We start from the raw sequence: 21,375 nt of genomic DNA on the forward strand, positions 1-21,375 counted from the left end.
TGACCTTGATTGGTTTATACAGGCTTTTCAAATGTCTTCCGTTGTGGTGAATGCACCATGGTTCTCTGCTCTACACCAGGGTTAGTTACATAAATAATCAGAAATACCGACAAGCAGCCCGTGAGGGCTGCAAATTCAGCCGTTCGACTCTTATCACCAATCACCCCATCTCGCATTGCCTGCCTGTTCAATATCGTTCAGTTAAGTATACATCTAAACGTGTTTAACAAGAGTGCCAATAATATATAAAACACATAAAAATCTGTTACTTCTGCGTTTTATCTTTGTTGGAATAAACTGTATCGCAAGACATACTTCATTTCAGGCGTTTCGCGAAGTACATTATAATGTTAGACGAAAAATTGCTGAACGTTCACGGTTATACCAAGCAAGAAAATGGAATTTTCTCTCGCGTCGGGGTGGATGGTATCAATCGCGGAAATGACCATGGTCCATTGGGGTAAATGCATATGGCGGAGGACCACTTTCCAAAATTGACAGACTCAAAGGACTAAGTACGAATTTAAATGCCACCAGGGTTCTTGAACGAGGTGCTTTATTTCCTATTCCAATATCCCCAGCAGAAAAAAGACGTTTCCATGAAGAAGAGCTTGGGATACATTGAGAATTTGAGAAAAGCTCTTGCCGAAAGCCAAACTCGCGCTTCCGAAATTTCTAAAGATATTGTGTCAATTAAAAAAGGTGTGTTCCCTAAGCAATGGGATCTCACAGATGCCCAGTTCGAGGAACTGGATGCTTTGCAGAAGGTTTCGGATTTTTCGATGAAATTGCATCTAAAAAAAGTATTGCGGCTGCAGACAAGGCTAAATTATATAATAATGCAGAAGTTGGTAAGAAAATAAAATCTGCAAGTGAAGCTTTAGCTCTGTGGAATAGACATAGGGCATCAATCACATCTCGGCTGAGCGCTGCAGATAAAAATGCACTCAGCAATGCGCTGAATGGTTTGAAGCAAGAACAATTATCAAAACAGCTTGACGTATTCAGCAAAGTGTTAGGGTCGGTATCTAAAAACATAGACAGGCTTAGTATCGTGCGTGAAATGTCTAATTCCGTGAAAACAGGCAACTGGCAACCTACTTTCATTAGAATTGAAACCATTCTTGCTGGCGCAGGTGCTGCTGAGTTAGTTGCTTTAGTATTCTCTGCGATGGCAGTAACTCCAATGGGGATAGTAGCTTTTGCTTTGTTATTGGCCGCAACTGGTTCAATGATTGATGAAAAACCGTTTGAAGACCTAAATTGTTGGATTAGTAAGTTTTAATTTCTAAAATAATAGAAAGGCTATTTTTTCTTTCTATTTCTCAAAATTAAAAACATGTACAAAACACCTAAAGGAATTGAAATAAAATATATAATCAAGTCATAAATCGCAAAAAATGAGTTCCGTTCACTATTGTTAGTTTCTTTAAGTTTATATTTAAGTTCCTCACTTAAAATATTAAGGATGCTGTCATTTTTCAATTTTTTTGAAAGTGGGAATAAAATTACTGAAACATAGGGTAGAAAAGTCAGTACCCCTCAAATGATACCAGGGGCCAAAAAAAGGAAACCATAATAAAAACACCAAAAAATTCATTAGATAATATTTAATGTTCAAGTTTTATCCTGCAAAACTTCGAATATTTGATGTAATTTAATACAAAAATAATATAAACATCAATCTAAAAGAAAAATGACCTAAAATCACGCTCGTAAGAAATTAACGCAAGTACCTTCAGACTGTATTCTGAACCAATGCAGTCTCGATATAGAAAGCGAAAAATACAAAGGCGTCAAAAGGTTACTTTTTTAAGCAGGTTACTTAGTATTCTTTTTTTTCAATAGAAACCACATCTTGCAAGAGCATATCACCATTTTCGACGGCTATCGGACGTTCAACGTCCTTGATGATTTTAACCGCGAGGCTCTGGCCATCGAAATCGGCCTGAATATCCCGGCGCAGCGGGTCTGCGGGTGCTGGACAGAATAACGGCAAACCAACACAGAACGCATTTATCGACCGGTTTAACCGGACATGCCGGATTGAAATACTGGACATTTATCTGTTCCGAACGCTGAATGAAGTACGGGAAATTACAGAGCGCTGGCTGACGAAATATAACAGCGAGCGGCCTCATGAATCCCTGAATAACCTGACACCGGAAGAGTACCGGCCGATGGCTGACAAACCAGAAATCTCAATAGCGTGGAACTAAAAGGGTCTGCTTACATACCCGAATGAGATAATCTGTAGGATGATGTGCAATCATGACAACGCAGGTGGGAACACTAAGCGAGCATGTTGTGCCACAGATGGGCAGGAGTATGAGCACGCAGGCGTGGCGATACGGTTGTCCTCGTTGTGACAGTTTTTTCTGCCCGTGAGCAGAAAGAGTGAAAGATATTTTGATAAGGGGCTATAGATGGTCACCGCTTTGGCACTGTTCGGATTAATAATGGGCGCATGGTCCGTGCGCAGTATATGCATCAAACAGGCTCCTCATGCAGGGAAGATCGCGAAATCTCTGTTTGCCGCTGTCTTTTTCCTTGGCGTGGGGGGCCTGGGTGCAGAAGATGAAAGTAAAGTCCCCCTTGCGTTGGTCCTGGTGCTTGTAGGTGGAGCGGTGCAGTATTTCTGCAATCGAAAATACCAGCGTTCTGGCGATGCTGCGTAGCTCATTTGAATGGCAGAAACTCAAGCCGTTAACGGTAATATTATTGCGGGGCGGACAGGCCCCAATCACAGGAGCCACCATCATGACCGATTATGCTACCCCCAATCTTCCTTCCCGCAGTTTCAGCGCCACCCAGCAGTTTTATGCCGCACTGGGTTTTACCACCACCTGGCAGGATGAGCACTGGATGATTATGGTTTCCGGTAGCGTGGTTCTGGAGTTTTTCCCACATCCCGAGCTGGACCCCTACGGCAGCTGGTTCAGCTGTTGTCTGCGGCTGGATGATGTTGAGGCGTTTTACCGCCTGTTGCAGGCTGCGGGGATTCCGGAAAAATGCACTGACTTCCCGCGTATCCATCCGCCCAAAATGCAACCGTGGGGGCTGAAGATGGGCGCGCTGGTCGATCCCGACGGTACGTTGATCAGGCTGATCGAGAATGAGAAGAAGGCCGACCAACAGGCATAAAAAAGCCGGGCCATGATGGTTGGCCCGGCGATGCCAGCGTTATTCACTCTTTTCAGACTGGCTCAGACCTTCCTCGATAAATTCCGGGTCGATCTCTTCAGTATTGCCCCGATGTTCTTTACCGGAGAACAGGTTCCAGCTGGCAATAAACAGTGCGGCAATCAGCGGGCCAATCACAAAGCCGTTAATGCCGTAGATTTCCATGCCGCCGAGCGTGGTGATCAGGATCAGGTAGTCCGGCATTTTGGTGTCTTTACCGACCAGCAGCGGGCGAAGAATGTTATCAATCATCCCGATAACCACCACGAAGAAGAAGGCCAGCACCAGGCCTTTTACTACAGCACCAGAGAACAGGAAGAAGAGCACTACCGGCAGCCAGATAATCGCGGAACCGACCGCCGGGATCAGCGACAGGAAAGCCATCAGCGAGCCCCAGAGAATACTGCCCTGGATATCGGCGAAGTAAAATGCAATGCCGCCGAGGGCTCCCTGAACAACGGCAACCACGACAGTGCCTTTCACCGTAGCGCGAGAAACCGCAGCAAATTTCACAAACAGATGATGTTTCACGTGGTCCGACAACGGCACGGCGGTAAAAATCAATCCGACCAGATAGGCGCCATCCTTCAAGAGGAAGAACAGCAGGTACAGCATGACGCCAAAACCGATGGTGAAGCTGAAGGTGCTCTTACCAATCAGCATGATGCTACCGGCGAAGAACTGTCCACCTTTCATTGCAGCACCGGACAGCTGCTGCTGTATCTGGTCTGCATTATTCAGGTCGTTTTCCGCCAGGAAATGACGCGCCCATTCCGGCAGGTGATTGACCACGCCGCTGACCACCGTAGCCAGTTCGGTCTGGTTGTTTTGCAGCCGGTTATACAGCGCGTTGCACTCAACCGCCAGTGACGAGGCCACCACGGCGAGCGGAATGAAGACGATAAGGCAGATTATCAGCAGCGTGATCAGCGCTGAAATGCCGTTTTTATCGTTGAGCTGTTTTCTGATGCGGGTTTTCAGCGGATGGAAAATAACCGCCAGAATCGCCGCCCACAGAATTGCAGAAAAGTAGGGCCCCAGGATGTGGAAGAAACCCAGCGTTGTCACTGCCAGGATCAAAATAAAGAATCCCTTACCAATGCCTTTAATCATCATACTTTGTTCTCTTTGTTTAACGTCCTGAATAACGGAGTAAACCTGGCACAGCATCGGTAAACCGGCAACTAAACAACTAAAAAAACGGCTAAGATCGCGTTAAGGCTGCCTGCCGCTTAAAACCGCCAGTTTCGGGGTGAGGCTGGAGAAATCAGTGCCAAACTCGTTGCCCGCACGATTAGCGATGCGTTGCAGTTCACGTAAAGGCAGGTCAAACGTCACATTGCTGGCATAAATCACCACGTTGCCGCTGGGCACCACACAGCGCAGCAGGGTGGAAAACTGCCGTTGTAGTGCCTGAAGCAGCGGGCCGTTGGCAGCAGGGCGCTGAGGATAGTTCAGCACCAGCCAGCCATCCGCTTTTAGCGGACGTTTAGCGTTCTGGAGGAAGGTTTCCATCTCTTGTAGCGGCGACATAGTATCGGCGGCGTACAGGTCGGAGAAAATCAGGTCATAGAGATTGCCTGTTGCCGAGGCAATAAACTGGTCGGCATCGACAGCGTGATAGTGAATATGCTCGCCTTCCGGCAGGGAAAAGTACTGTCGGGCAACGTCAATCACCGCTGGACGCAGCTCAATGATATCCATCGCGCAGGCGGCATCGCGGGCCGCGATCGCTCTTGGCAGGCAGCCGCCGCCCAGTCCAAGGATCAGCGCTTTTTGCGGAGATTTCAGCGCCACGGCCATCAGCATGGCACGGATATAATTGTGTACCGGCAGTGCTGGATCGCTCTTCTGCATTTTGCTCTGTTCGCACATGCGGTCGAAAGTGAGGATGCGGTAAATTTTATTCTCGATCACCGTAATCTGCCCATGCTCGTCGCTGGCACTGGCGACAATATCGCCACGAATACTAAATATCGAAACAGAGCTGGCCTGCTCCACGTCAGTCATATGAACTCCTTTTATACGGTTGACGAAAATGGCTGCCGCCGGGGTATTCCTCGCGGCAGAGCGTGCACCGCGAGGGTAGCACAGCGGATGAACGCAGGCACGCGATCGGCAAGGCAAGGTCGGGGAGAACGTTTTCCGCTATCTATGCTTGTGCGCTGTGCTTGCGCACTTTACGATAAAAGCTGCCCCACCGCAGCGGATATCCGTTTGCGGTGCCGCTGGCAAGGAGCTCGAACGATGAAAAATGATAAAGAGATTTCGATCGACCAGTTCACGACAGAAGAGAAAGTGCTGGTTGAACTACGGGTAAAGACCCTCACCGCGAAACTCGGTCATATCGCCAGTAAGAAAGAAGAAAAAGAGATCCTGAAAGAGGCAAAGCGGCTGGTAATGAAGGAGCGGGTAGTGCGCGAAAGTACCCAGGTGGTCAAAGTGAAAAAACCGCGTAAACCGTCGGCGGCAAAAGAGAGCGAAGTGAAAGACTTTAGTTGGGCAGGTTCACTGCGTAAAAACCCGCGGGCAATGAAGTAGTTAAAACAAACTAGCCGACGACGATCAGATGCACCAGGCGGGCCAGCACTTCAATAATAAGCAGGCTGCCGATGGTGATTAAGGCCAGCGTAAAGTAGAACTGATAACGGTTTTTCATGAATGCTGAATCCCTGCAGCGAGAAGGTCAGTGAAGCAATGTAGACCATATCGTCTAAACCGGAGTTCAATACTTTCCGAAACTAATGAATTTGTGCGTTAAATGGCCCGTTACCGGGCCAGATCGCTTCAGGCGTTAAACAGTTTGCCGTCGCGTACCAGATCGCGGGGATAGTTATTTTTGATGCGCGATCCCACGGTTTTAGCAATGCCGATCGGCTGTCGCTGGTGGCAGATAATCAGCTCTCCTGACGGAAGATCGCGTTCCGGGTAGATATCGCGCCCGCGATACCACTCTTCAGCTTCGGCACTGCTCAACTCAACCGCATTGACTGCCAGCGGATCGGCCAGCGCAATTGCCGCTTCATGCTGCCAGCGATAGCCCTTCGGGAAGGTTTCCGCCAGCTTCAGGCCGATGCGGGAGAAGCGAACGCGGGACAGCAGTGGTTCAATCTCCACCGGGAATAGCCAGATCTCTTTGTCGCGCTGCCACAGCGTATATTGCTCATCCCAATGCAGTCCGCACTTCGCTGCCGCTGCGGCCACTTCCTGCTGCTGGGCGCGGCTCATTGGGCTAAATGGTAGCTTGCCGAGTTTATAGCCCGGCTGCGGCAGGGCGGGGATGCTGGTCGTTTTACGCAGGCGGGCAACGAAGAATCCCTCGCTGTCAAAGATCTGCGGAAAAACGTGCAGGTAGCCTTCGGCGGTAGCGGCTTTTTCCGCCCCGGCAAACAGCTGGTCGAGGGGCTCAACCTCTACCGCATCCGGATAACGCGCCAGCAGCCAGGCAATAACCTGCTGATTCTCATCTTGATTCAGAGTACAGGTGGAATAAACCAGCGTGCCTCCGGGGCGCAGCGCGTGGAAGGCGCTGTCAATCAGCTCATGCTGAGTGGCGGCGATCTCCGCGTTACTGGCTTCGGACCAGTTGCGCAGCGCGTCGGCATCTTTGCGGACCACGCCTTCACCCGAGCAGGGGGCGTCCAGCAGGATAGCGTCAAACGATTCCGGCAGTGCCGCGCCAAAGACGCGGCCATCAAAGTGAGTCATGGCCGTGTTGCTGATCCCGCAGCGGCTAAGATTGGCGTGCAGCACTTTCACCCGACTGGCCGAATATTCATTGGCCAGAATCGCACCGCCGTTATGCATGCGGGCGGCAATCTGGGTGGTTTTTGATCCCGGGGCCGCGGCCACATCCATCACTCGCTGTGGTGACGTACAGCCGTCGAACAGTGCCGTTACCGGCAGCATTGAGCTGGCTTCCTGAATATAAAACAGCCCGGCAAGGTGTTCAGCTGTACTGCCCAGCGGCAGTACATCGCCGTCGTCACGACTGATCCAGAAGCCTTCAGGGCACCAGGGGATCGGCGTCAGTGACCATGCCATCGGCGCGACCAGCGTGAGAAAATCCGCAACGCTGATCTTCAGGGTGTTGACACGCAGGCTGCGGCGCAGTGGCTGCTGGCTTATGGCAATAAACTGGTCGAATTCGGCACTATCAGGCAGCATCTGCTGCATCAGGCTGAGAAACGCAGGCGGAAAATAGACGCGGGAAGAGTCAGGCACGGGCAGGGTCCACTAAATAAGAGTGGACGCAGTTTAACACAGACTTTTCTTATGAATGTCAGAAACGCAGGTCAATGGTTCCAAAAAAACGGGCAGCCTGGGCTGCCCGATAGTGCGTTTACTGCGGCATTGCGGTGCCCCATTTCCGCCAGTCCTTCGGCTCTTCCTCTTCCAGCAGGAAGTGCTTGCCGGAGGTTGCGCGAGGCGCGAGAGGAACCGTTGGTGGTGTGGCAAAAGCAATTCCGCCCTGAATAAACTGCTGGAAGGTGCCGGTTTTCACCACGCCACCAATCAGTCCGAACTTCAGGTTATAGCCGGATGCCAGCCAGAACACCGAGTTGTTGCGCACCAGGTGCTGGTATTTCTTACTGATGCGCAGGGTAATCTGCACGCGATCGGCCATGCTGCCCAGCGCCGTTCCGGTGACGGTACCCACTTCAATACCGCGGAACAGCACCGGTGTACCGACCGAGAGCGAACCGCCTTCCGGGGCATCAACTACCACATTGAGGCCATCGAGATAGCGCGCGTCGGTGATGGTGGATTCCTGCAGTTCGAAAGTACGCTGCGCCCGGCCTTTGCCCGGATCGACGTTGATATAAGGCTGCAGCAGCGTTTCCAGATGGTTGACCCCGGCAGCAGAGATCTGCGGGGAAACAACCGAGAAGCGGCTGCCGAGGCGGGCAAAGTTTTCCACGTATTCGGGATAGAGCACCGCTTTGGCGATAACCTGGTTGTTATCTTCACCCAGCGCCAGCGACTCCAGCTGGCCGATGGTGATGCCGAGGTAGCGAATTGGCATGCCTGCTGCCAGCTTGCTGGCATCGTAGGTTCGCAGAGTGATCTGGCTGCCTACCGCGCGTGCAGCGGTTTCTGAATCGTACAGAATGCGTTTGTCACCCCGTGTCAGGCCCGCGCCGGCTCCGCTGAGATTATCGAAACTGATGGCCCCTTTCAGCGCCCGGTTCAGTGGCGAAGCCTGCACGGTCAGGCCGCTACCGTTCAGCTGCACGCGTGCGCCACCTTCGGCCCAGAACACGCTGTTCTGCGTCAGCAGGCGGCGGTACTCCGGTTTAATATGCACACTAACGTCAAACGCATCGGCGCGCGGGGTAACGTTAATAATTTCACCCACCTGGAACTTACGGTAGAGCACCACGGAACCCGCCTGAATATCCGGCAGGCTGTTGGCCACCAGCGTTAGCGTGGTCGGCAGTTGATCGCCGGTGATCCCCTCCTGCGCTTTTTCACTGTTGGCGTAAAGCGGATAGATCTCTTTCACCTCGCCTTTGCTGCCGGGATCGAGCCGAATTCCGCCGTCAACCCATTCGCGGGCGCTGGCACCCAGCACTTCCATCCCGTCAATACCGAGCTTCACGTCAAGGCGGCTGTTGATAATAAATTTGCTATCGCCGTGTACCAGCTGCCGGTATTCCGGCATCACCGCGAGGCTGAAGTTCACGCCTTTTTCCGTCAGGGTACGGCTCAGTACCTGGCCGATACGCATGCCGTGTAGCATCAGCGGCTGCCCGGCATCAATGCCGTAGCTCTCCGGTGCACTAAGTTTCAGTACCAGCGTATTGGCCTGCTGCAACAATGATTCGTTGTCCGGCAGCACCACGAAGTGGTTTTGCGGTTCGCCTTCGCCGGGAACCAGCTCCAGCGTGTTACCGGTCAGCAAACTGCTTAACGAACTGTCGTTCAGACTGATCTTCGGGCTGTGCATCTCAATGCGGGTTCCGCTGCGCATCAGCCCGGTTACCGACGGGTCCAGCGTCAGTTCACCGGAAACTTTACCGCCGTCAAGCAGGGTGAGTTTGGTCAACGTGCCGACCTCCAGCCCCTGATAGATCAGCGGAGTGCTGCCTTCCTTCAGATTTTTACCATCCGGCAGATCGAGGGTAATCGCCACGCCGCGCTGGCTGTGTGCAAGGTCAGGATACAGAGTGTAGTTATCGTCACTCTTCGCATTCTCAGAGGATTCCGGCGAATCGAAGGATACCGCACCGTTGACCAGCGCCGCCACGCTTTCCAGTTCGACTTTTGCGCCACTCAGCCCCACATCCGCTTTCACGCCGGAGACGTTCCAGAAGCGGCTGTCTTTCTTCACCAGATTAGTGAAGCGGCGCTCAATCAGCACATCAATGGTGACGTTGTGATTGCCGGGATTGATGCTGTAGTCATAAACGCGGCCCACCGGGATTTTACGGAAATAGACCAGCGACCCGCTGTTCAGTGAGCCGAGATCCGGCGCGTGCAGGTGGATCATCATTTCGCCGGTGTTAACGCGATACTTCGGCTGGGTATCCAGCGCCACGAAGTTTTCCCGCGGTTCGCCTTTGCCCGGCATCATGCCGATATAGTTACCGCCTACCAGCGCATCCAGCCCGGATACGCCTGCCAGTGAGGCTTTCGGCGTGACCAGCCAGAACTGGGTGTCTTCACGCAGCGCATCCCGCATATCGCTTTTGATACTGGCTTTGATTTTGATGGTGCGCAGATCGTCAGTCATGCTGATCCCCTGCACCAGACCGACCTCAACGCCCTGGTAACGAACCGGCGTGCGGCCGGGAACAATACCGTCAGCGGTGGCAAAATCGATGGTCACCGTGGTTCCGCGCTCCTGGTAATTGGTCCAGATCAGCCAGCCCGCTATCAGTAAAGCAATAAACGGCAGCAGCCAGAACGGCGAAATTTTTCGCCGGTTGACGACGCGTGCGCTAGTCGGTGTAGTCGGCGTTTCCTGTTGCATGAGCATCCCAAAGTAAACGGCTATCAAGCCATTCAACGGCAAGAATAGTCAGTATAACCGCCGAGCCAAAGTAGAAGGCTGCCGGTCCCATAGTAAAAGCCAGAAGCTGGTCACGATTAACCAGCGACATGGTCAGTGAAATAACGAATAAATCCAGCATTGACCAGCGGCCTACCCACTTCACCACGCGCAGCAGGCGGATGCGGGTTTTCAGCCCCTGTTCGCAGTTGAAATGGATGCTGAGCAGCAGGCTGAACAGCACGATAACCTTAGTAAACGGTACGAGGATACTGGCAATAAACACCACCGCCGCCACGGGAATATTACCCGACGCGAGCGACATGATGCCCGAAAGAATGGTGTCCTCCTGACGTGCGCCGTTCAGATAAATAATCGAAATCGGCAGCAGGTTTGCGGGGATCAGCAAAACAATCGATGCAATCAGCGCTGACCAGGACTTTTGCAGGCTGAAGTGGCGGCGAAAGGGCAGCGGCGTATGGCAGCGCGGGCAGCGGCCGCGATCATCGGCCACGCCGGTATGGTGGCAGCTCAGGCACACGCGCAGCGAATCTGAAGGGGCATGCTGCACCGGCTGCGGATAAAAACGGTGCCACAGCTGTTCTACATTAAGGTGGATCAGCGTCAGCAGGCTGAGCAGGGTCAGCGAAATAAACGCCACCAGCCCGCTGCCGGGATCGATCGAGGCATAATCCTGCACTTTAATTGAAGCAACGGCGACGCCAACCAGATAAATATCCAGCATCACCCACTCTTTTAGCCTGTCGAGCATCAGCAGGACCGGGCGCAGGTTCATCCCCAGCTTTTCGCCAAAGTAGAGGTAGCTGATCGAGGCCACCAGCGTCACGGGGGCACCAATCGTGCAGAAGGCGACCATGGAGGCGGCAATCACGTCGCCCTGCTGTGCCATCTGCATGATGCCGCCCAGCAGGCTGGCGCGAATATTGGTCCCGAGCAGGTGGACGGTCATTAACGGTACGCTGAAGGCGAAAGGCATCAGCAGCATCATGGTCACCGCCATCGCCGTCAGACGGGTCATCGACCAGTCGCGTCCGTTCAGAATGCGAGCGTTACAGCACGGGCAGTGCGCGGACTGTCTGGATTTCACATCTGGTAAGGAAAAAAGGGTATCGCATTGCGGACATCGCTGATAACGTGCCTGTGGCAGAGCATGACTGATGGCGTGTATTTTCATATTCCTGGTCGTGCTTAGGCCCAAACAGCGCAGGTGCAGGGCAGATTTAGGCAAGTCGTGTGACTCGTTTGAATCGTGCAGATCGCTTCATACAACTCTAAGGTTATATTAACTAACGACATGAATCATCCTGTCTCGCTGGCATTTATCACAATTTTATTCAACGAAGCGTCTGTGGGCTTCGCGACAGATTTAATAATGGTTAAACAATGACAAAAACAGAATTCTATACCGACCTTAATCGGGATATGCGTGCCTTATTGACGGGTGAAACCAGCTTCCTGGCCGCCATGGGTAACTGTAGCGCACTCCTGTTTGAACGTCTTGATGGGGTTAACTGGGCCGGTTTCTATCTGTTAACGGAAGAAAATACCCTCGTGCTGGGTCCCTTCCAGGGAAAAATCGCCTGCGTGCGCATTCCCGTGGGGCGTGGCGTTTGCGGAACGGCGGTAGCGGAAAACGCCGTGCAGCGCGTTGATGATGTGCATCTTTTCCCCGGTCATATCGCCTGTGACGCCGCCAGTAATGCTGAAATTGTGCTGCCTCTGGTGGTTAACGGTAGCGTTATTGGCGTGTTAGATATCGATAGCGTGGAGTATAACCGTTTCGATAATGAGGATGAAATTGGGCTGAAAGCCTTAACTGACGGGCTATGCGAGGTGCTGGCCGGCACCGATGTGGAAAAATTTATTCGCATGAAACGCACCTAAAGCGCTGGATCACGTAGCAATTGTCGATGGGGTCATTATAATGACGCCTGTTCATGCCTGCGCTGATTGGCAAACCCGTTGTAATCAGGAAATTTCATGGAAAATCAACCTAAGTTGAACAGTACTAAAGAAGTAATTGCCTTTCTGGCAGAGCGTTTCCCTCAGTGCTTTAGCGCTGAAGGCGAAGCGCGCCCATTAAAGATTGGGATCTTTCAGGATTTAGTTGACCGCGTTCAGGGTGAAATGGGTTTAAGCAAAACTCAGCTTCGTTCTGCACTGCGTCTTTATACCTCCAGCTGGCGTTACCTGTACGGCATTAAAGCCGGTGCCGACCGTGTGGATCTGGACGGTAATGCCTGTGGACAGCTCGATGAGCAGCATGTTGAACATGCCCGTAAACAGCTTGAAGAAGCGAAAGCACGCGTTCAGGCGCAGCGCGAGCAGCAGCAGGCGAAAAAACGTGAAGCCGGTGAAGAAACCGCTCCGCGTCGTCCTCGCAAGCCTGCCCGTAAGCCAGCAGCCGAAGGTGAGCAGCCGCGCAAGCCGCGTAGCAAACCTGCCCGCCCGCAGGCCGACCGCGCTCCTGCTCCGGCAGCCGCCGCTGCACGTGAAGAGCGTCAGCCGTCGCGTAGCAAACCCGTTACCGACACCTCAGCATTGCAAGTCGGCCAGAGCATTAAAGTTACCGCGGGCAAAAATGCCATGGATGCGACCATTCTTGAAATCACCAAAGATGGCGTTCGGGTACAGCTGGCTTCCGGCCTGGCAATGATAGTACGCGCAGAACACTTGCAGTTCTGATACGGAGGCTAATCAGGGCATGAACACTCTTTTTAAAAGCACCATCATTGCGGGCCTGTTGTTTGCAGGTAACCTCTACGCCGCGGATAATATTACCCGCGCCGATCAGATCCCGCAGCTGCATCAGGAAGCCCAACACGCTACCGTAAGCGAACGTGTGACCTCGCGCTTTACCCGTTCACACTATCGTCAGTTCGATCTCGACAAAGATTTTTCAGCAAAAATCTTCGATCGCTATCTGAACCTGCTCGACTACAGCCACAACGTGTTGTTAGCGTCTGACATTGCACAGTACGCGGATAAAAAAACAACACTGGGTGAAGAATTAAAAACCGGCCAGCTTTCTGTCTTTTACGATTTATACAATCTGACTCAGAAACGCCGCTTTGAGCGTTATCAGTATGCGTTGTCGGTACTTAATAAGCCGATGAGCTTCACCGGTAACGACACCATCGATATTGACCGCAGCAAGGCCGCCTGGCCGAAAACCACCGACGAACTCAATGCGCTGTGGGATGCCAAGGTCAAATATGATGAGCTGAGCCTGAAGCTGACCGGCAAAGATGAGAAAGAGATCCGTGAGGTTCTCACCAAGCGTTATCAGTTTGCCGAGCGTCGTCTGGCGCAAAGCAACAGCGAAGACGTTTTCCAGCTGGCGATGACCGCCTTTGCTCATGAAATCGATCCGCACACCAACTATCTCTCCCCGCGCAATACCGAACAGTTTAACACCGAGATGAGCCTTTCTCTGGAAGGTATCGGTGCTGTGCTGCAAATGGACGATGATTACACGGTAATCAACTCCATGGTGGCCGGTGGCCCGGCGGCGAAAAGTAAAGCTATTACCGTTGGCGATCGTATCGTTGGCGTCGGTCAGCCGGGTAAACCGATCGTGGACGTTATCGGCTGGCGTTTGGACGACGTTGTTGCGCAGATCAAAGGACCGAAGGGCAGTAAAGTTCGCCTGGAAGTGCTGCCGGCAGGTAAGGGGACAAAAACCCGAATCATCACTCTGACGCGTGAGAAAATCCGTCTTGAAGACCGTGCGGTGAAAATGTCCGTGCACAACGTCGGTAAAGAGAAAGTCGGCGTGCTGGATATTCCAGGCTTCTATGTGGGCCTGACCGACGACGTGAAAGTGCAGCTGCAAAAACTGCAGAAGCAGAACGTTGACAGCATCGTGATTGATCTGCGTACCAACGGCGGCGGTGCACTGACCGAAGCGGTTTCACTCTCTGGTCTGTTTATTCCAGGCGGCCCGGTCGTTCAGGTGCGTGACAATAACGGCAAGGTGCGTGAAGACAGCGATAACGACGGTATTACCTACTACAAAGGGCCGCTGGTGGTGCTGGTTGACCGCTTCAGCGCCTCTGCGTCGGAAATCTTTGCTGCGGCAATGCAGGACTACGGTCGTGCACTGATTGTCGGCGAACCGACATTCGGTAAGGGCACCGTACAGCAGTACCGTTCTCTGAATCGCATTTACGATCAGATGCTGCGGCCTGAATGGCCTGCGCTGGGTTCCGTACAGTACACCATTCAGAAGTTCTACCGTATCAACGGCGGCAGCACGCAGCGTAAAGGTGTGACGCCTGATCTGCTGATGCCAACTGGCGTAGAAGCCATTGAAACCGGTGAGAAGTTTGAGGACAACGCGCTGCCGTGGGATAGCGTGAATGCCGCAACCTACACCAAGATTGGCGATTTGAAGCCGCTGGAACCGCAGCTGTTGAAAGATCACCAGGACCGCATTGCGAAAGATGCTGAGTTCCAGTACATCATCAAGGATATCGCTCGCTTCAATGCCAACAAGGATAAGCGTAATATTATTTCGCTTAATCTGGCCGAGCGCGAAAAAGAGAACCGTGAAGATGATGCACTGCGCCTTGAGCGGATCAACGCCAGACTGAAAACGGAAGGTAAAAAACCGCTGGCTAAGCTGGACGATTTGCCTAAGGACTATAAAGAGCCCGACCCGTATCTTGATGAAACGGTCAAAATTGCCAATGACCTGGCCCAGCTGGAAAAACAGCAGCCCGCGGTCACACCGGCAGCGGTCAACTAAGACCAACAGGCACAGCAAATGCTGTGCCTTTTTTTATCCGTGTATACGCTGCGTCAGTAACTGCATTTAAAACCCGCCAATAATGTAAAGTTATGTTTTTTTAAACACTTAACCGCGCGCGGGGCTTGAAATGTGCTGCGTTGACCTTACGATATCGATACACCTTTGTACCCCTGTGTACAGTGAGTAAATAACCGAGGAAGATTAAATCATATGATGCGTATTGCTCTTTTCCTGTTAACCAACCTGGGCGTTATGGTGGTTTTCGGGCTGATCCTCAGCCTGACAGGGATCCAGTCAAGCAGTGTAATGGGCCTGATGATTATGGCGGGTCTGTTTGGCTTCGGCGGTGCGTTCGTTTCATTGCTGATGTCGAAATGGATTGCGCTTCGTTCCGTAGGTGGTGAAGTCATTGAGCAGCCGCGCAACGAAACTGAACGCTGGCTGATCGACACGATTGCCCGTCAGGCACAGCAGGTGGGTATTGCTATGCCGCAGGTTGCGGTTTATCACGCGCCTGACATCAACGCCTTCGCTACCGGTGCGCGCCGCGATGCCTCGCTGGTTGCGGTTTCTACCGGGCTGTTGCAGAACATGAGCCGCGATGAGGCCGAAGCGGTTCTGGCCCACGAAGTGAGCCATATTGCCAACGGTGATATGGTGACCATGACGCTGATCCAGGGCATTGTGAACACCTTTGTGATCTTTATTTCGCGCATTCTGGCCCAGCTTGCAGCCGGGTTCCTCTCCGGGAATCGCGACAATGAGGAAAGCAGCAACGGTAACCCGCTGGTCTATTTTGCCGTATCGATGGTGCTGGAACTGGTGTTCGGTATTGCGGCCAGCATTATCACCATGTGGTTCTCTCGTCACCGTGAGTTCCATGCCGATGCCGGTGCGGCGCGTCTGGCCGGCCGCGAGAAGATGATTGCTGCACTACAGCGTCTGAAAACCAGCTATGAGCCGCAGGAAGCCAGTAGCATGATGGCCTTCTGCATCAACGGCAAATCCAAGTCGCTGAGCGAGCTGTTTATGTCGCATCCGCCGCTGGATAAGCGTATTGAAGCGCTGCGCACCGGTGAATATCTGAAGTAATTCTCCGGCAGCATTGGCCCTTTCGGTCGCGCTGCTAAGTGAGTAAAAAAGCCACCGTCTGTATTGCACTGCCCTCTGAAAGTTGGACATCCAACGACAAGGGGGCAGTTCATACGACAGTGGCTTTTTTTATGGGCAAACGATGTGTCGTCGGGTCATTTTTGAACGCTGGTATCGGGTCCGCGCGGTTTTATCCGTGAACACTGCGCGGCTGACGAATACGCAGTGCACTGACCACTGTGGCAACGGTGGCAAAGCTGCCCGCCAGCAGCAGGGAAAAATGCGTTCCGTGGTTGGCGAACAGATTAAACATCAGCGCGACCAGTGCCGCGCCGCTGGTTTGCCCAAGCAGACGAGCGGTGCCGAGCATCCCACTGGCTCCGCCGCTGCGGTTGCGCGGTGCGGAAGAGATAATGGTGTGATTGTTCGGCGACTGGAACAGCCCAAAGCCCGCTCCGCACAGCATCATCCGCCACACCACATCGGCATCCGCAGGCGCGTTGGGTAGCAGCGCCAGCGCAAACAGACCGCTGGCAAACATCGCCAGGCCAATTGCGCCGAGCAGGCCGGCATGCACCCGCTCAATTAGTCGTCCGGCAATCGGTGCCATCACCATCGTGGCCAGCGGCCAGGGCGTCAGCAACAGTCCGGTTGATACTTCACTACGGCCCAGCACGTTTTGCAGATAAAACGGGAGCGAAACCATTGCCAGCATCTGCGCGCAGAAGGAGCAGATAGAGGTCCCGAGGGACAGCGCAAAAATCGGGATGCGCAGCAGATCGACCGGCAGGAGCGGGAACGGCAGGCGCAGCTGACGGCGAATAAACAGCGTACCAATAATCAGCAGCAGCACCAGTTCCACCAGCAGCAGCGTGCCGTTCTGCCCCTGGGCAAAGCCGCTCAGCAGCGAGATCAGCAGGCCAAAGGTCAGGGCGTTCATTACCGCGCTGGGGATATCAAAGCGCTGGCCCTGCGATTTCTGCGGATTGTCGGGCAGGAAGCGCAGGGCAAGGCACAGCGCGGCGATACCCACCGGCACGTTAATCAGGAACAGCCATTTCCACGAGGCGACGGAAAGAATTGCCGCAGCCACCGTGGGGCCTGCCGCGCTGGAGACCGCCACAATCAGCGAGTTAATGCCCATGCCCCGACCCAGGTGTCGCTGCGGGTAGATAATGCGGATCAGCGCGGTGTTGACGCTCATCAGCGCCGCGCCGCCGAAGCCTTGTAGCACGCGTGCAATGGTTAGCATGGTCAGCGAGTCGGACAGCGCGCAAAACACGGAAGTACAGGTAAACAGCACCAGACCACACTGATAGACACGGCGATAGCCGATCATATCGCCGATAAAAGACAGTGAAAGCAGAGAGATAATGATTGCCAGCTGGTAGGCGTTCACAATCCAGATTGACTCAGCCGGGCTGGCATTAAGTTCGCGAGCAATGGTAGGCAGGGCGACGTTGGCAATCGCACCATCCAGCACGGCGACGGTGATGCCCAGCGCAATAGCCAAAATCGCACCGTAACGCTGCGGAACGGGAAGCCCGTCGTTAACAGAAGTTGCAGACATAGAGAGGAAGTAATGTAAGAGGTGAATATTACCATGCTAATGCTTTTTGCGATTTTTGCCAGAGGTAAACGACTGAAAACTATCACCGGATGTGTCGGCATCTCGGCGGCTGCCGTTGCGGCACCGTAAGGCGGTACGTATACTGGAAATAGCGTTCCATTTTTTATAAAACACAAAGGTAAAGCGCAATGGCCAGTACCGATTCAGATAAGCAACCGGATGCCGTCTCTTCGGTGATGAAAGTGTTTGGTATTTTGCAGGCGCTGGGAGAAGAGCGGGAAAACGGTATTACCGAGCTGTCCCAGCGGGTGATGATGTCGAAAAGCACCGTATACCGCTTTTTGCAGACCATGAAAACGCTGGGCTATGTGTCGCAGGAAGGCGAATCGGAAAAATATGCTCTGACGTTGAAACTGTTTGAGCTGGGAGCAAAAGCGCTGCAAAACGTCGATCTGATCCGCAGCGCCGATATTCAGATGCGTGAGATTTCCCGCCTTACCCGGGAAACCATCCACCTGGGCGCGCTGGAAGAGGACAGTATTGTCTATATCCATAAGATTGACTCGCTCTACAATCTGCGGATGTACTCGCGTATTGGCCGACGCAATCCGCTCTACAGCACGGCCATTGGCAAAGTGCTGCTGGCGTGGCGACATTATGATGAGGTGCGCGAAATCCTCGCCGATGTGGAGTTCGTTCTTAGTACGGCCAAAACGCTGAACGGGGTGGATGAGCTGCTATCCGCACTCGATCGCGTCAGATCGCAGGGCTTTGGTGAAGATAATGAAGAGCAGGAAGAAGGGATTCGCTGTATCGCTGTGCCGGTATTTGACCGCTTTGGCGTGGTTATCGCCGGGCTGAGCATCTCTTTCCCGACGATTCGCTTTGCAGAAGAGAATAAGCAGCACTATGTCTCAATGCTGCACCGGGCGGCTAAGACGATTTCTTCCCAGCTGGGTTATCACAACTATCCATTTTAAGCTGCGGTATGTTGCGTTGCGGGCCGACGACAGGTCGGCCCGTCTGATTTCAGTTGTCGACGACTTCGATACTTTTTCTGAGCAGAGGGCAATCGGTCACGCCGATGATTCCGCTGTCGGTGTGCAGATACTGCGCAATCACGACGCCGCGCGCCGTCAGATACTGGCACTGCAGGCCCATTCCCGCCACGTTCTTATTGCTGCCGGTTAATACGCCATAGCCGGTAACCAGCATGGCCAGCCAGATAATCACCAGTAGAGCAATGAGTCGCGTCAATACTTTCATGCTATCCCCTTTATTGTTGTTTATCAGCAGCCTGGCCCGGACATCAGGGCGCTGCTTATTCAGCATGCCGCGACATGCCTCACAAAGCGATAAGAGGATACTGAAACATCTCGTCTTATTCTGCGCAGCGGCTGCGTAAATTTTGTGAGGTAGCTATCAATTGGCGTGGCAGCGGGTAGAATCTACAGCCGCAGTGTCGCCGGATAATCGGCGGCGTAAATTCAGTTTTGAGGTTGGTATGAACGAAATGGTAAATGACGTGCAGGGGCTGACATCGACCGCGCTGATCATGGCACTGGTTATCATCGGTCTGGTGGTGTGGTTTTTTGTCAATCGCGCCAGCGTGCGAGCCAATCAGCAGATTCAGCTGCTGGAAGCGTTACTTGAAGAGCAGAAACGCCAGAACGCACTGCTGCGCAAACTCACCGAGAATGCCGCAGACAAGGCGCAGCCGGAGCCGGCACCGGAAGACGATGCCGAAAAAGACTTTATCCGTATGATCCCGGAGCGTTAATTCTGCAGCAATAAGGTGAACGCAATGGCCTGGAAAAATCCCTGGTACGATCCTGCTCTTTCTCACCATACCCCCGACGGTTTTTGTAATCCGGAACCCGAACTGCGACAGCCGGGGGACTTGCAACGCTGGCGACGTGAGAGAAAGGCGCAGGGCTTGCCTAAACCGCCGGCAGCGGGATATGAACAGTTTACACGCCAGTGGTGGCAGCCAGCCGATCTCAGCGGCAGCGAAGATGCCGTGTGGTGGCTGGGGCATGCCTGTTTGCTGTTGCGCCTTGATGGGCGCTATACGCTGATCGATCCGGCACTCTCGTCGCGCGCTTCACCGCTGCCGTTTGCCGGGCCGCAGCGTAAAACGCCCCCTGCGCTGGCGATTGGTGATTTGCCCTCGCTGGATAGCGTGCTGATTTCCCATAACCATTACGATCATCTTGATCGACCGACCATCAAAAAAATTCTTCGTCGCTTTCCTGATGTACGATTTGTGGTGCCGCTGGGGCTGGCGAAATGGTTTACACGCCTTGGGGCGGCTCACGTTGAGGAGCTTGACTGGTGGCAAAGCACCCGTTTGGGAGAAGTCACCGTCCATGCCGTCCCCGCCCGCCACTGGAGTATGCGCTCGCTGCGTGACCGCAACCGTTCTTTGTGGTGTGGCTGGGTGGTGACACACCCGCGACTGAACTTCTGGTTCAGCGGCGACAGTGGATACTCCGATCGTCTGCTCGAGATCCCCAACAGGCTGGGGCCCTTTAATCTGGCAGCATTGCCCATTGGGGCTTATGCACCAAAATGGTTCATGCGGGGGCAGCACATGGACCCCGATCAGGCCGTTTCACTTCATCAGGCGATGGGGCAGCCGCAGACTGTAGCGATACACTGGGGCGTATTTGAACTGGCTGATGAGTCACTGGATGAACCACCGCAGGTTTTGCAGCAGGCATTAGCGCAAGTTGGGTTGACGGCAGAGCGTTTTCAGGCGTGGCGAATAGGCTCCAGAGTATTGCTCAACAATATATGTCAAGATTAATCCTAATGTATTTTTCTATATGTAATAGCTAATAATGAGAGCCGCGTCTAATAGCGTAATTAAATTGAAAAAATAAGGTTAATTTAAAAACTTGTTGAAATGCCTTTAAATGGGGCAGGGTTGTCGCGAATCTCCTGTTTTTGGTGCAGCCTAATTATGGGATGAAACAAGTGGTACATTGTAAGTCGACGTCAGGGCTACAGTGGTGAAAAAGTCATTGAGGCCCATAGATTTTATTTAACAATACTTTGCCATAATTACGTAATACTTGCAGTTTATTATCGTATTATGCCCGCTATTTGGCAGCGTTTTATGTGGCTGAAGCCCATGCTGCCTCTGGGTTTACTGGGGATGAAAATATGTGCAGCATTGACGGGTGTGCTGGCATAAAAGTGACATTTACCTCGTTTGCTGTTTCAATTGTGTGCGACATATCAATGCTTGCCTAAAAATAACTTGCCATTAATTAGCGGATATGTGATAAACGCATTTGAGTAAAACGAGGTACAGTTCTGTTTATGTGTGGCATCTTCAGTAAAGAAGTTCTGAGTAAAGACGTTGACGTTGAATACCGCTTCCTTGCCGAGCCTTAATTAATGCCTCATGCAGTAATGTCTCTGGTTTTTCTGTACGTCAGGCCTACGGGCTAATAAACACTCTAAGGAATTTGCAAAATGGCAAAGATTAAAGGTCAGGTTAAGTGGTTCAACGAGTCTAAAGGTTTTGGTTTCATTACTCCTGCTGACGGCAGCAAAGATGTGTTCGTACACTTCTCTGCAATCCAGGGTAACGGCTTCAAAACTCTGGCTGAAGGCCAGAACGTTGAGTTCGAAATTCAGGACGGCCAGAAAGGCCCTGCTGCTGTGAACGTTACCGCTATCTGATTTCGATTTGAGGCTGTCACCAACGCCCTATTGCGTAGTGCAGTCTGAAATCTGAATACTAAAGCTCTG

Annotated in this window: 19 protein-coding genes and 2 pseudogenes; 14 read left to right on the forward strand and 7 right to left on the reverse strand. The window is 52.7% G+C overall.

The window, feature by feature from the left end:
* Positions 1-718: 718 nt before the first annotated feature.
* From JOE09_RS00200 to JOE09_RS00215, 4 genes and pseudogenes are all read left to right on the forward strand, one after another.
* Positions 719-1,285 (forward strand): colicin-like pore-forming protein, encoded by a 567-nt coding sequence (locus JOE09_RS00200; RefSeq protein WP_205064358.1) that lies wholly within the window; start codon positions 719-721, stop codon positions 1,283-1,285.
* 603 nt (positions 1,286-1,888) lie between these two features.
* Positions 1,889-2,219 (forward strand): annotated as a pseudogene (locus tag JOE09_RS00205) (integrase core domain-containing protein); the annotation flags it as partial.
* 207 nt (positions 2,220-2,426) lie between these two features.
* On the forward strand, positions 2,427-2,678 hold the full coding sequence (locus JOE09_RS00210) for a hypothetical protein (protein WP_205064359.1): 252 nt from the start codon (positions 2,427-2,429) through the stop codon (positions 2,676-2,678).
* Positions 2,679-2,760: 82 nt separating this feature from the next.
* Entirely contained in the window at positions 2,761-3,144 is a 384-nt protein-coding gene (locus JOE09_RS00215) for a bleomycin resistance protein (protein WP_205064360.1), read from the forward strand.
* Between the two features lie 39 nt (positions 3,145-3,183).
* Here the strand turns inward: JOE09_RS00215 and JOE09_RS00220 are convergent, their stop codons facing one another.
* Entirely contained in the window at positions 3,184-4,299 is a 1,116-nt protein-coding gene (locus JOE09_RS00220) for an AI-2E family transporter (protein ID WP_205064361.1), read from the reverse strand.
* 99 nt (positions 4,300-4,398) lie between these two features.
* Positions 4,399-5,193, reverse strand: coding sequence for a spermidine synthase (locus JOE09_RS00225; RefSeq protein ID WP_205064362.1), 795 nt, complete (start codon positions 5,191-5,193; stop codon positions 4,399-4,401).
* A gap of 237 nt (positions 5,194-5,430) precedes the next feature.
* Between JOE09_RS00225 and JOE09_RS00230 the strand changes: the two genes are divergently transcribed.
* Positions 5,431-5,724, forward strand: coding sequence for a hypothetical protein (locus tag JOE09_RS00230; protein ID WP_205064363.1), 294 nt, complete (start codon positions 5,431-5,433; stop codon positions 5,722-5,724).
* 246 nt (positions 5,725-5,970) lie between these two features.
* On the opposite strand, the gene rsmF is transcribed toward JOE09_RS00230, so the two are convergent.
* The 3 genes from rsmF to yebS all read right to left on the reverse strand — a co-directional run bounded on the left by rsmF (position 5,971) and on the right by yebS (position 11,372).
* Positions 5,971-7,407, reverse strand: coding sequence for a 16S rRNA (cytosine(1407)-C(5))-methyltransferase RsmF (rsmF, locus tag JOE09_RS00235; protein ID WP_205064364.1), 1,437 nt, complete (start codon positions 7,405-7,407; stop codon positions 5,971-5,973).
* Positions 7,408-7,525: 118 nt separating this feature from the next.
* A complete protein-coding gene (locus tag JOE09_RS00240) occupies positions 7,526-10,159 on the reverse strand; it encodes a PqiB family protein (RefSeq protein WP_205064365.1) in 2,634 nt (877 codons plus the stop codon).
* Entirely contained in the window at positions 10,128-11,372 is a 1,245-nt protein-coding gene (yebS, locus tag JOE09_RS00245; protein ID WP_205064366.1) for a membrane integrity lipid transport subunit YebS, read from the reverse strand. The genes JOE09_RS00240 and yebS overlap by 32 nt, the downstream gene beginning before the upstream one ends.
* Positions 11,373-11,581: 209 nt before the next feature.
* On the opposite strand from yebS, the gene JOE09_RS00250 reads away from it, so the two are divergent.
* The 4 genes from JOE09_RS00250 to htpX all read left to right on the forward strand — a co-directional run bounded on the left by JOE09_RS00250 (position 11,582) and on the right by htpX (position 16,043).
* Positions 11,582-12,082 carry a GAF domain-containing protein gene (locus JOE09_RS00250; RefSeq protein WP_205064367.1) on the forward strand — a complete coding sequence of 167 codons (501 nt, stop codon included), beginning with the start codon at positions 11,582-11,584 and terminating at the stop codon, positions 12,080-12,082.
* 96 nt (positions 12,083-12,178) lie between these two features.
* The gene (gene proQ, locus JOE09_RS00255) at positions 12,179-12,883 is read left to right on the forward strand and encodes an RNA chaperone ProQ (RefSeq protein WP_205064368.1); all 705 of its coding nucleotides are present in this window, start codon (positions 12,179-12,181) and stop codon (positions 12,881-12,883) included.
* 19 nt (positions 12,884-12,902) lie between these two features.
* The gene (prc, locus tag JOE09_RS00260) at positions 12,903-14,948 is read left to right on the forward strand and encodes a carboxy terminal-processing peptidase (protein ID WP_205064369.1); all 2,046 of its coding nucleotides are present in this window, start codon (positions 12,903-12,905) and stop codon (positions 14,946-14,948) included.
* A gap of 213 nt (positions 14,949-15,161) precedes the next feature.
* On the forward strand, positions 15,162-16,043 hold the full coding sequence (gene htpX, locus JOE09_RS00265; protein WP_205064370.1) for a protease HtpX: 882 nt from the start codon (positions 15,162-15,164) through the stop codon (positions 16,041-16,043).
* A 190-nt stretch (positions 16,044-16,233) separates the two neighbouring features.
* Here the strand turns inward: htpX and JOE09_RS00270 are convergent, their stop codons facing one another.
* Entirely contained in the window at positions 16,234-17,613 is a 1,380-nt protein-coding gene (locus JOE09_RS00270) for an MFS transporter (protein WP_205064371.1), read from the reverse strand.
* A gap of 188 nt (positions 17,614-17,801) precedes the next feature.
* Here JOE09_RS00270 and kdgR point away from each other — a divergent pair, with 188 nt between their 5' ends.
* On the forward strand, positions 17,802-18,593 hold the full coding sequence (kdgR, locus tag JOE09_RS00275; RefSeq protein ID WP_205064372.1) for a DNA-binding transcriptional regulator KdgR: 792 nt from the start codon (positions 17,802-17,804) through the stop codon (positions 18,591-18,593).
* Between the two features lie 49 nt (positions 18,594-18,642).
* Here the strand turns inward: kdgR and JOE09_RS00280 are convergent, their stop codons facing one another.
* Positions 18,643-18,879 (reverse strand): YobH family protein, encoded by a 237-nt coding sequence (locus JOE09_RS00280; protein ID WP_200543887.1) that lies wholly within the window; start codon positions 18,877-18,879, stop codon positions 18,643-18,645.
* Between the two features lie 238 nt (positions 18,880-19,117).
* Here JOE09_RS00280 and JOE09_RS00285 point away from each other — a divergent pair, with 238 nt between their 5' ends.
* The 4 genes and pseudogenes from JOE09_RS00285 to cspE all read left to right on the forward strand — a co-directional run bounded on the left by JOE09_RS00285 (position 19,118) and on the right by cspE (position 21,306).
* Complete coding sequence (locus JOE09_RS00285) at positions 19,118-19,393, forward strand: YebO family protein (protein ID WP_200543885.1); 276 nt, start codon at positions 19,118-19,120, stop codon at positions 19,391-19,393.
* A gap of 24 nt (positions 19,394-19,417) precedes the next feature.
* The gene (locus tag JOE09_RS00290) at positions 19,418-20,422 is read left to right on the forward strand and encodes an MBL fold metallo-hydrolase (protein WP_205064373.1); all 1,005 of its coding nucleotides are present in this window, start codon (positions 19,418-19,420) and stop codon (positions 20,420-20,422) included.
* A gap of 518 nt (positions 20,423-20,940) precedes the next feature.
* A pseudogene (locus JOE09_RS00295) lies at positions 20,941-21,110 on the forward strand (DUF2627 domain-containing protein).
* Complete coding sequence (gene cspE / locus JOE09_RS00300) at positions 21,097-21,306, forward strand: transcription antiterminator/RNA stability regulator CspE (protein WP_001062678.1); 210 nt, start codon at positions 21,097-21,099, stop codon at positions 21,304-21,306. Before JOE09_RS00295 ends, cspE begins: the two are co-directional and overlap by 14 nt.
* The last annotated feature ends 69 nt before the right edge of the window (positions 21,307-21,375 follow it).

Source organism: Pantoea coffeiphila (assembly GCF_016909495.1).
In the GTDB taxonomy this organism is placed as follows: domain Bacteria; phylum Pseudomonadota; class Gammaproteobacteria; order Enterobacterales; family Enterobacteriaceae; genus Erwinia; species Erwinia coffeiphila.

What these genes read in the sequence shown, in the direction of transcription:
- prc (WP_205064369.1), top strand. Translation starts at nt 12,903, where the DNA reads ATGAACACTCTTTTTAAAAGCACCATCATTGCGGGCCTGTTGTTTGCA.
- kdgR (WP_205064372.1), top strand. Translation starts at nt 17,802, where the DNA reads ATGGCCAGTACCGATTCAGATAAGCAACCGGATGCCGTCTCTTCGGTG.
- yebS (WP_205064366.1), bottom strand. Translation starts at nt 11,372, where the DNA reads ATGAAAATACACGCCATCAGTCATGCTCTGCCACAGGCACGTTATCAG.
- JOE09_RS00225 (WP_205064362.1), bottom strand. Translation starts at nt 5,193, where the DNA reads ATGACTGACGTGGAGCAGGCCAGCTCTGTTTCGATATTTAGTATTCGT.
- cspE (WP_001062678.1), top strand. Translation starts at nt 21,097, where the DNA reads ATGGCAAAGATTAAAGGTCAGGTTAAGTGGTTCAACGAGTCTAAAGGT.
- JOE09_RS00200 (WP_205064358.1), top strand. Translation starts at nt 719, where the DNA reads ATGGGATCTCACAGATGCCCAGTTCGAGGAACTGGATGCTTTGCAGAA.
- htpX (WP_205064370.1), top strand. Translation starts at nt 15,162, where the DNA reads ATGATGCGTATTGCTCTTTTCCTGTTAACCAACCTGGGCGTTATGGTG.
- JOE09_RS00210 (WP_205064359.1), top strand. Translation starts at nt 2,427, where the DNA reads ATGGTCACCGCTTTGGCACTGTTCGGATTAATAATGGGCGCATGGTCC.
- JOE09_RS00250 (WP_205064367.1), top strand. Translation starts at nt 11,582, where the DNA reads ATGACAAAAACAGAATTCTATACCGACCTTAATCGGGATATGCGTGCC.
- JOE09_RS00240 (WP_205064365.1), bottom strand. Translation starts at nt 10,159, where the DNA reads ATGCAACAGGAAACGCCGACTACACCGACTAGCGCACGCGTCGTCAAC.
- proQ (WP_205064368.1), top strand. Translation starts at nt 12,179, where the DNA reads ATGGAAAATCAACCTAAGTTGAACAGTACTAAAGAAGTAATTGCCTTT.
- JOE09_RS00220 (WP_205064361.1), bottom strand. Translation starts at nt 4,299, where the DNA reads ATGATGATTAAAGGCATTGGTAAGGGATTCTTTATTTTGATCCTGGCA.
- JOE09_RS00290 (WP_205064373.1), top strand. Translation starts at nt 19,418, where the DNA reads ATGGCCTGGAAAAATCCCTGGTACGATCCTGCTCTTTCTCACCATACC.
- JOE09_RS00215 (WP_205064360.1), top strand. Translation starts at nt 2,761, where the DNA reads ATGACCGATTATGCTACCCCCAATCTTCCTTCCCGCAGTTTCAGCGCC.
- JOE09_RS00280 (WP_200543887.1), bottom strand. Translation starts at nt 18,879, where the DNA reads ATGAAAGTATTGACGCGACTCATTGCTCTACTGGTGATTATCTGGCTG.
- JOE09_RS00285 (WP_200543885.1), top strand. Translation starts at nt 19,118, where the DNA reads ATGAACGAAATGGTAAATGACGTGCAGGGGCTGACATCGACCGCGCTG.
- JOE09_RS00270 (WP_205064371.1), bottom strand. Translation starts at nt 17,613, where the DNA reads ATGTCTGCAACTTCTGTTAACGACGGGCTTCCCGTTCCGCAGCGTTAC.
- JOE09_RS00230 (WP_205064363.1), top strand. Translation starts at nt 5,431, where the DNA reads ATGAAAAATGATAAAGAGATTTCGATCGACCAGTTCACGACAGAAGAG.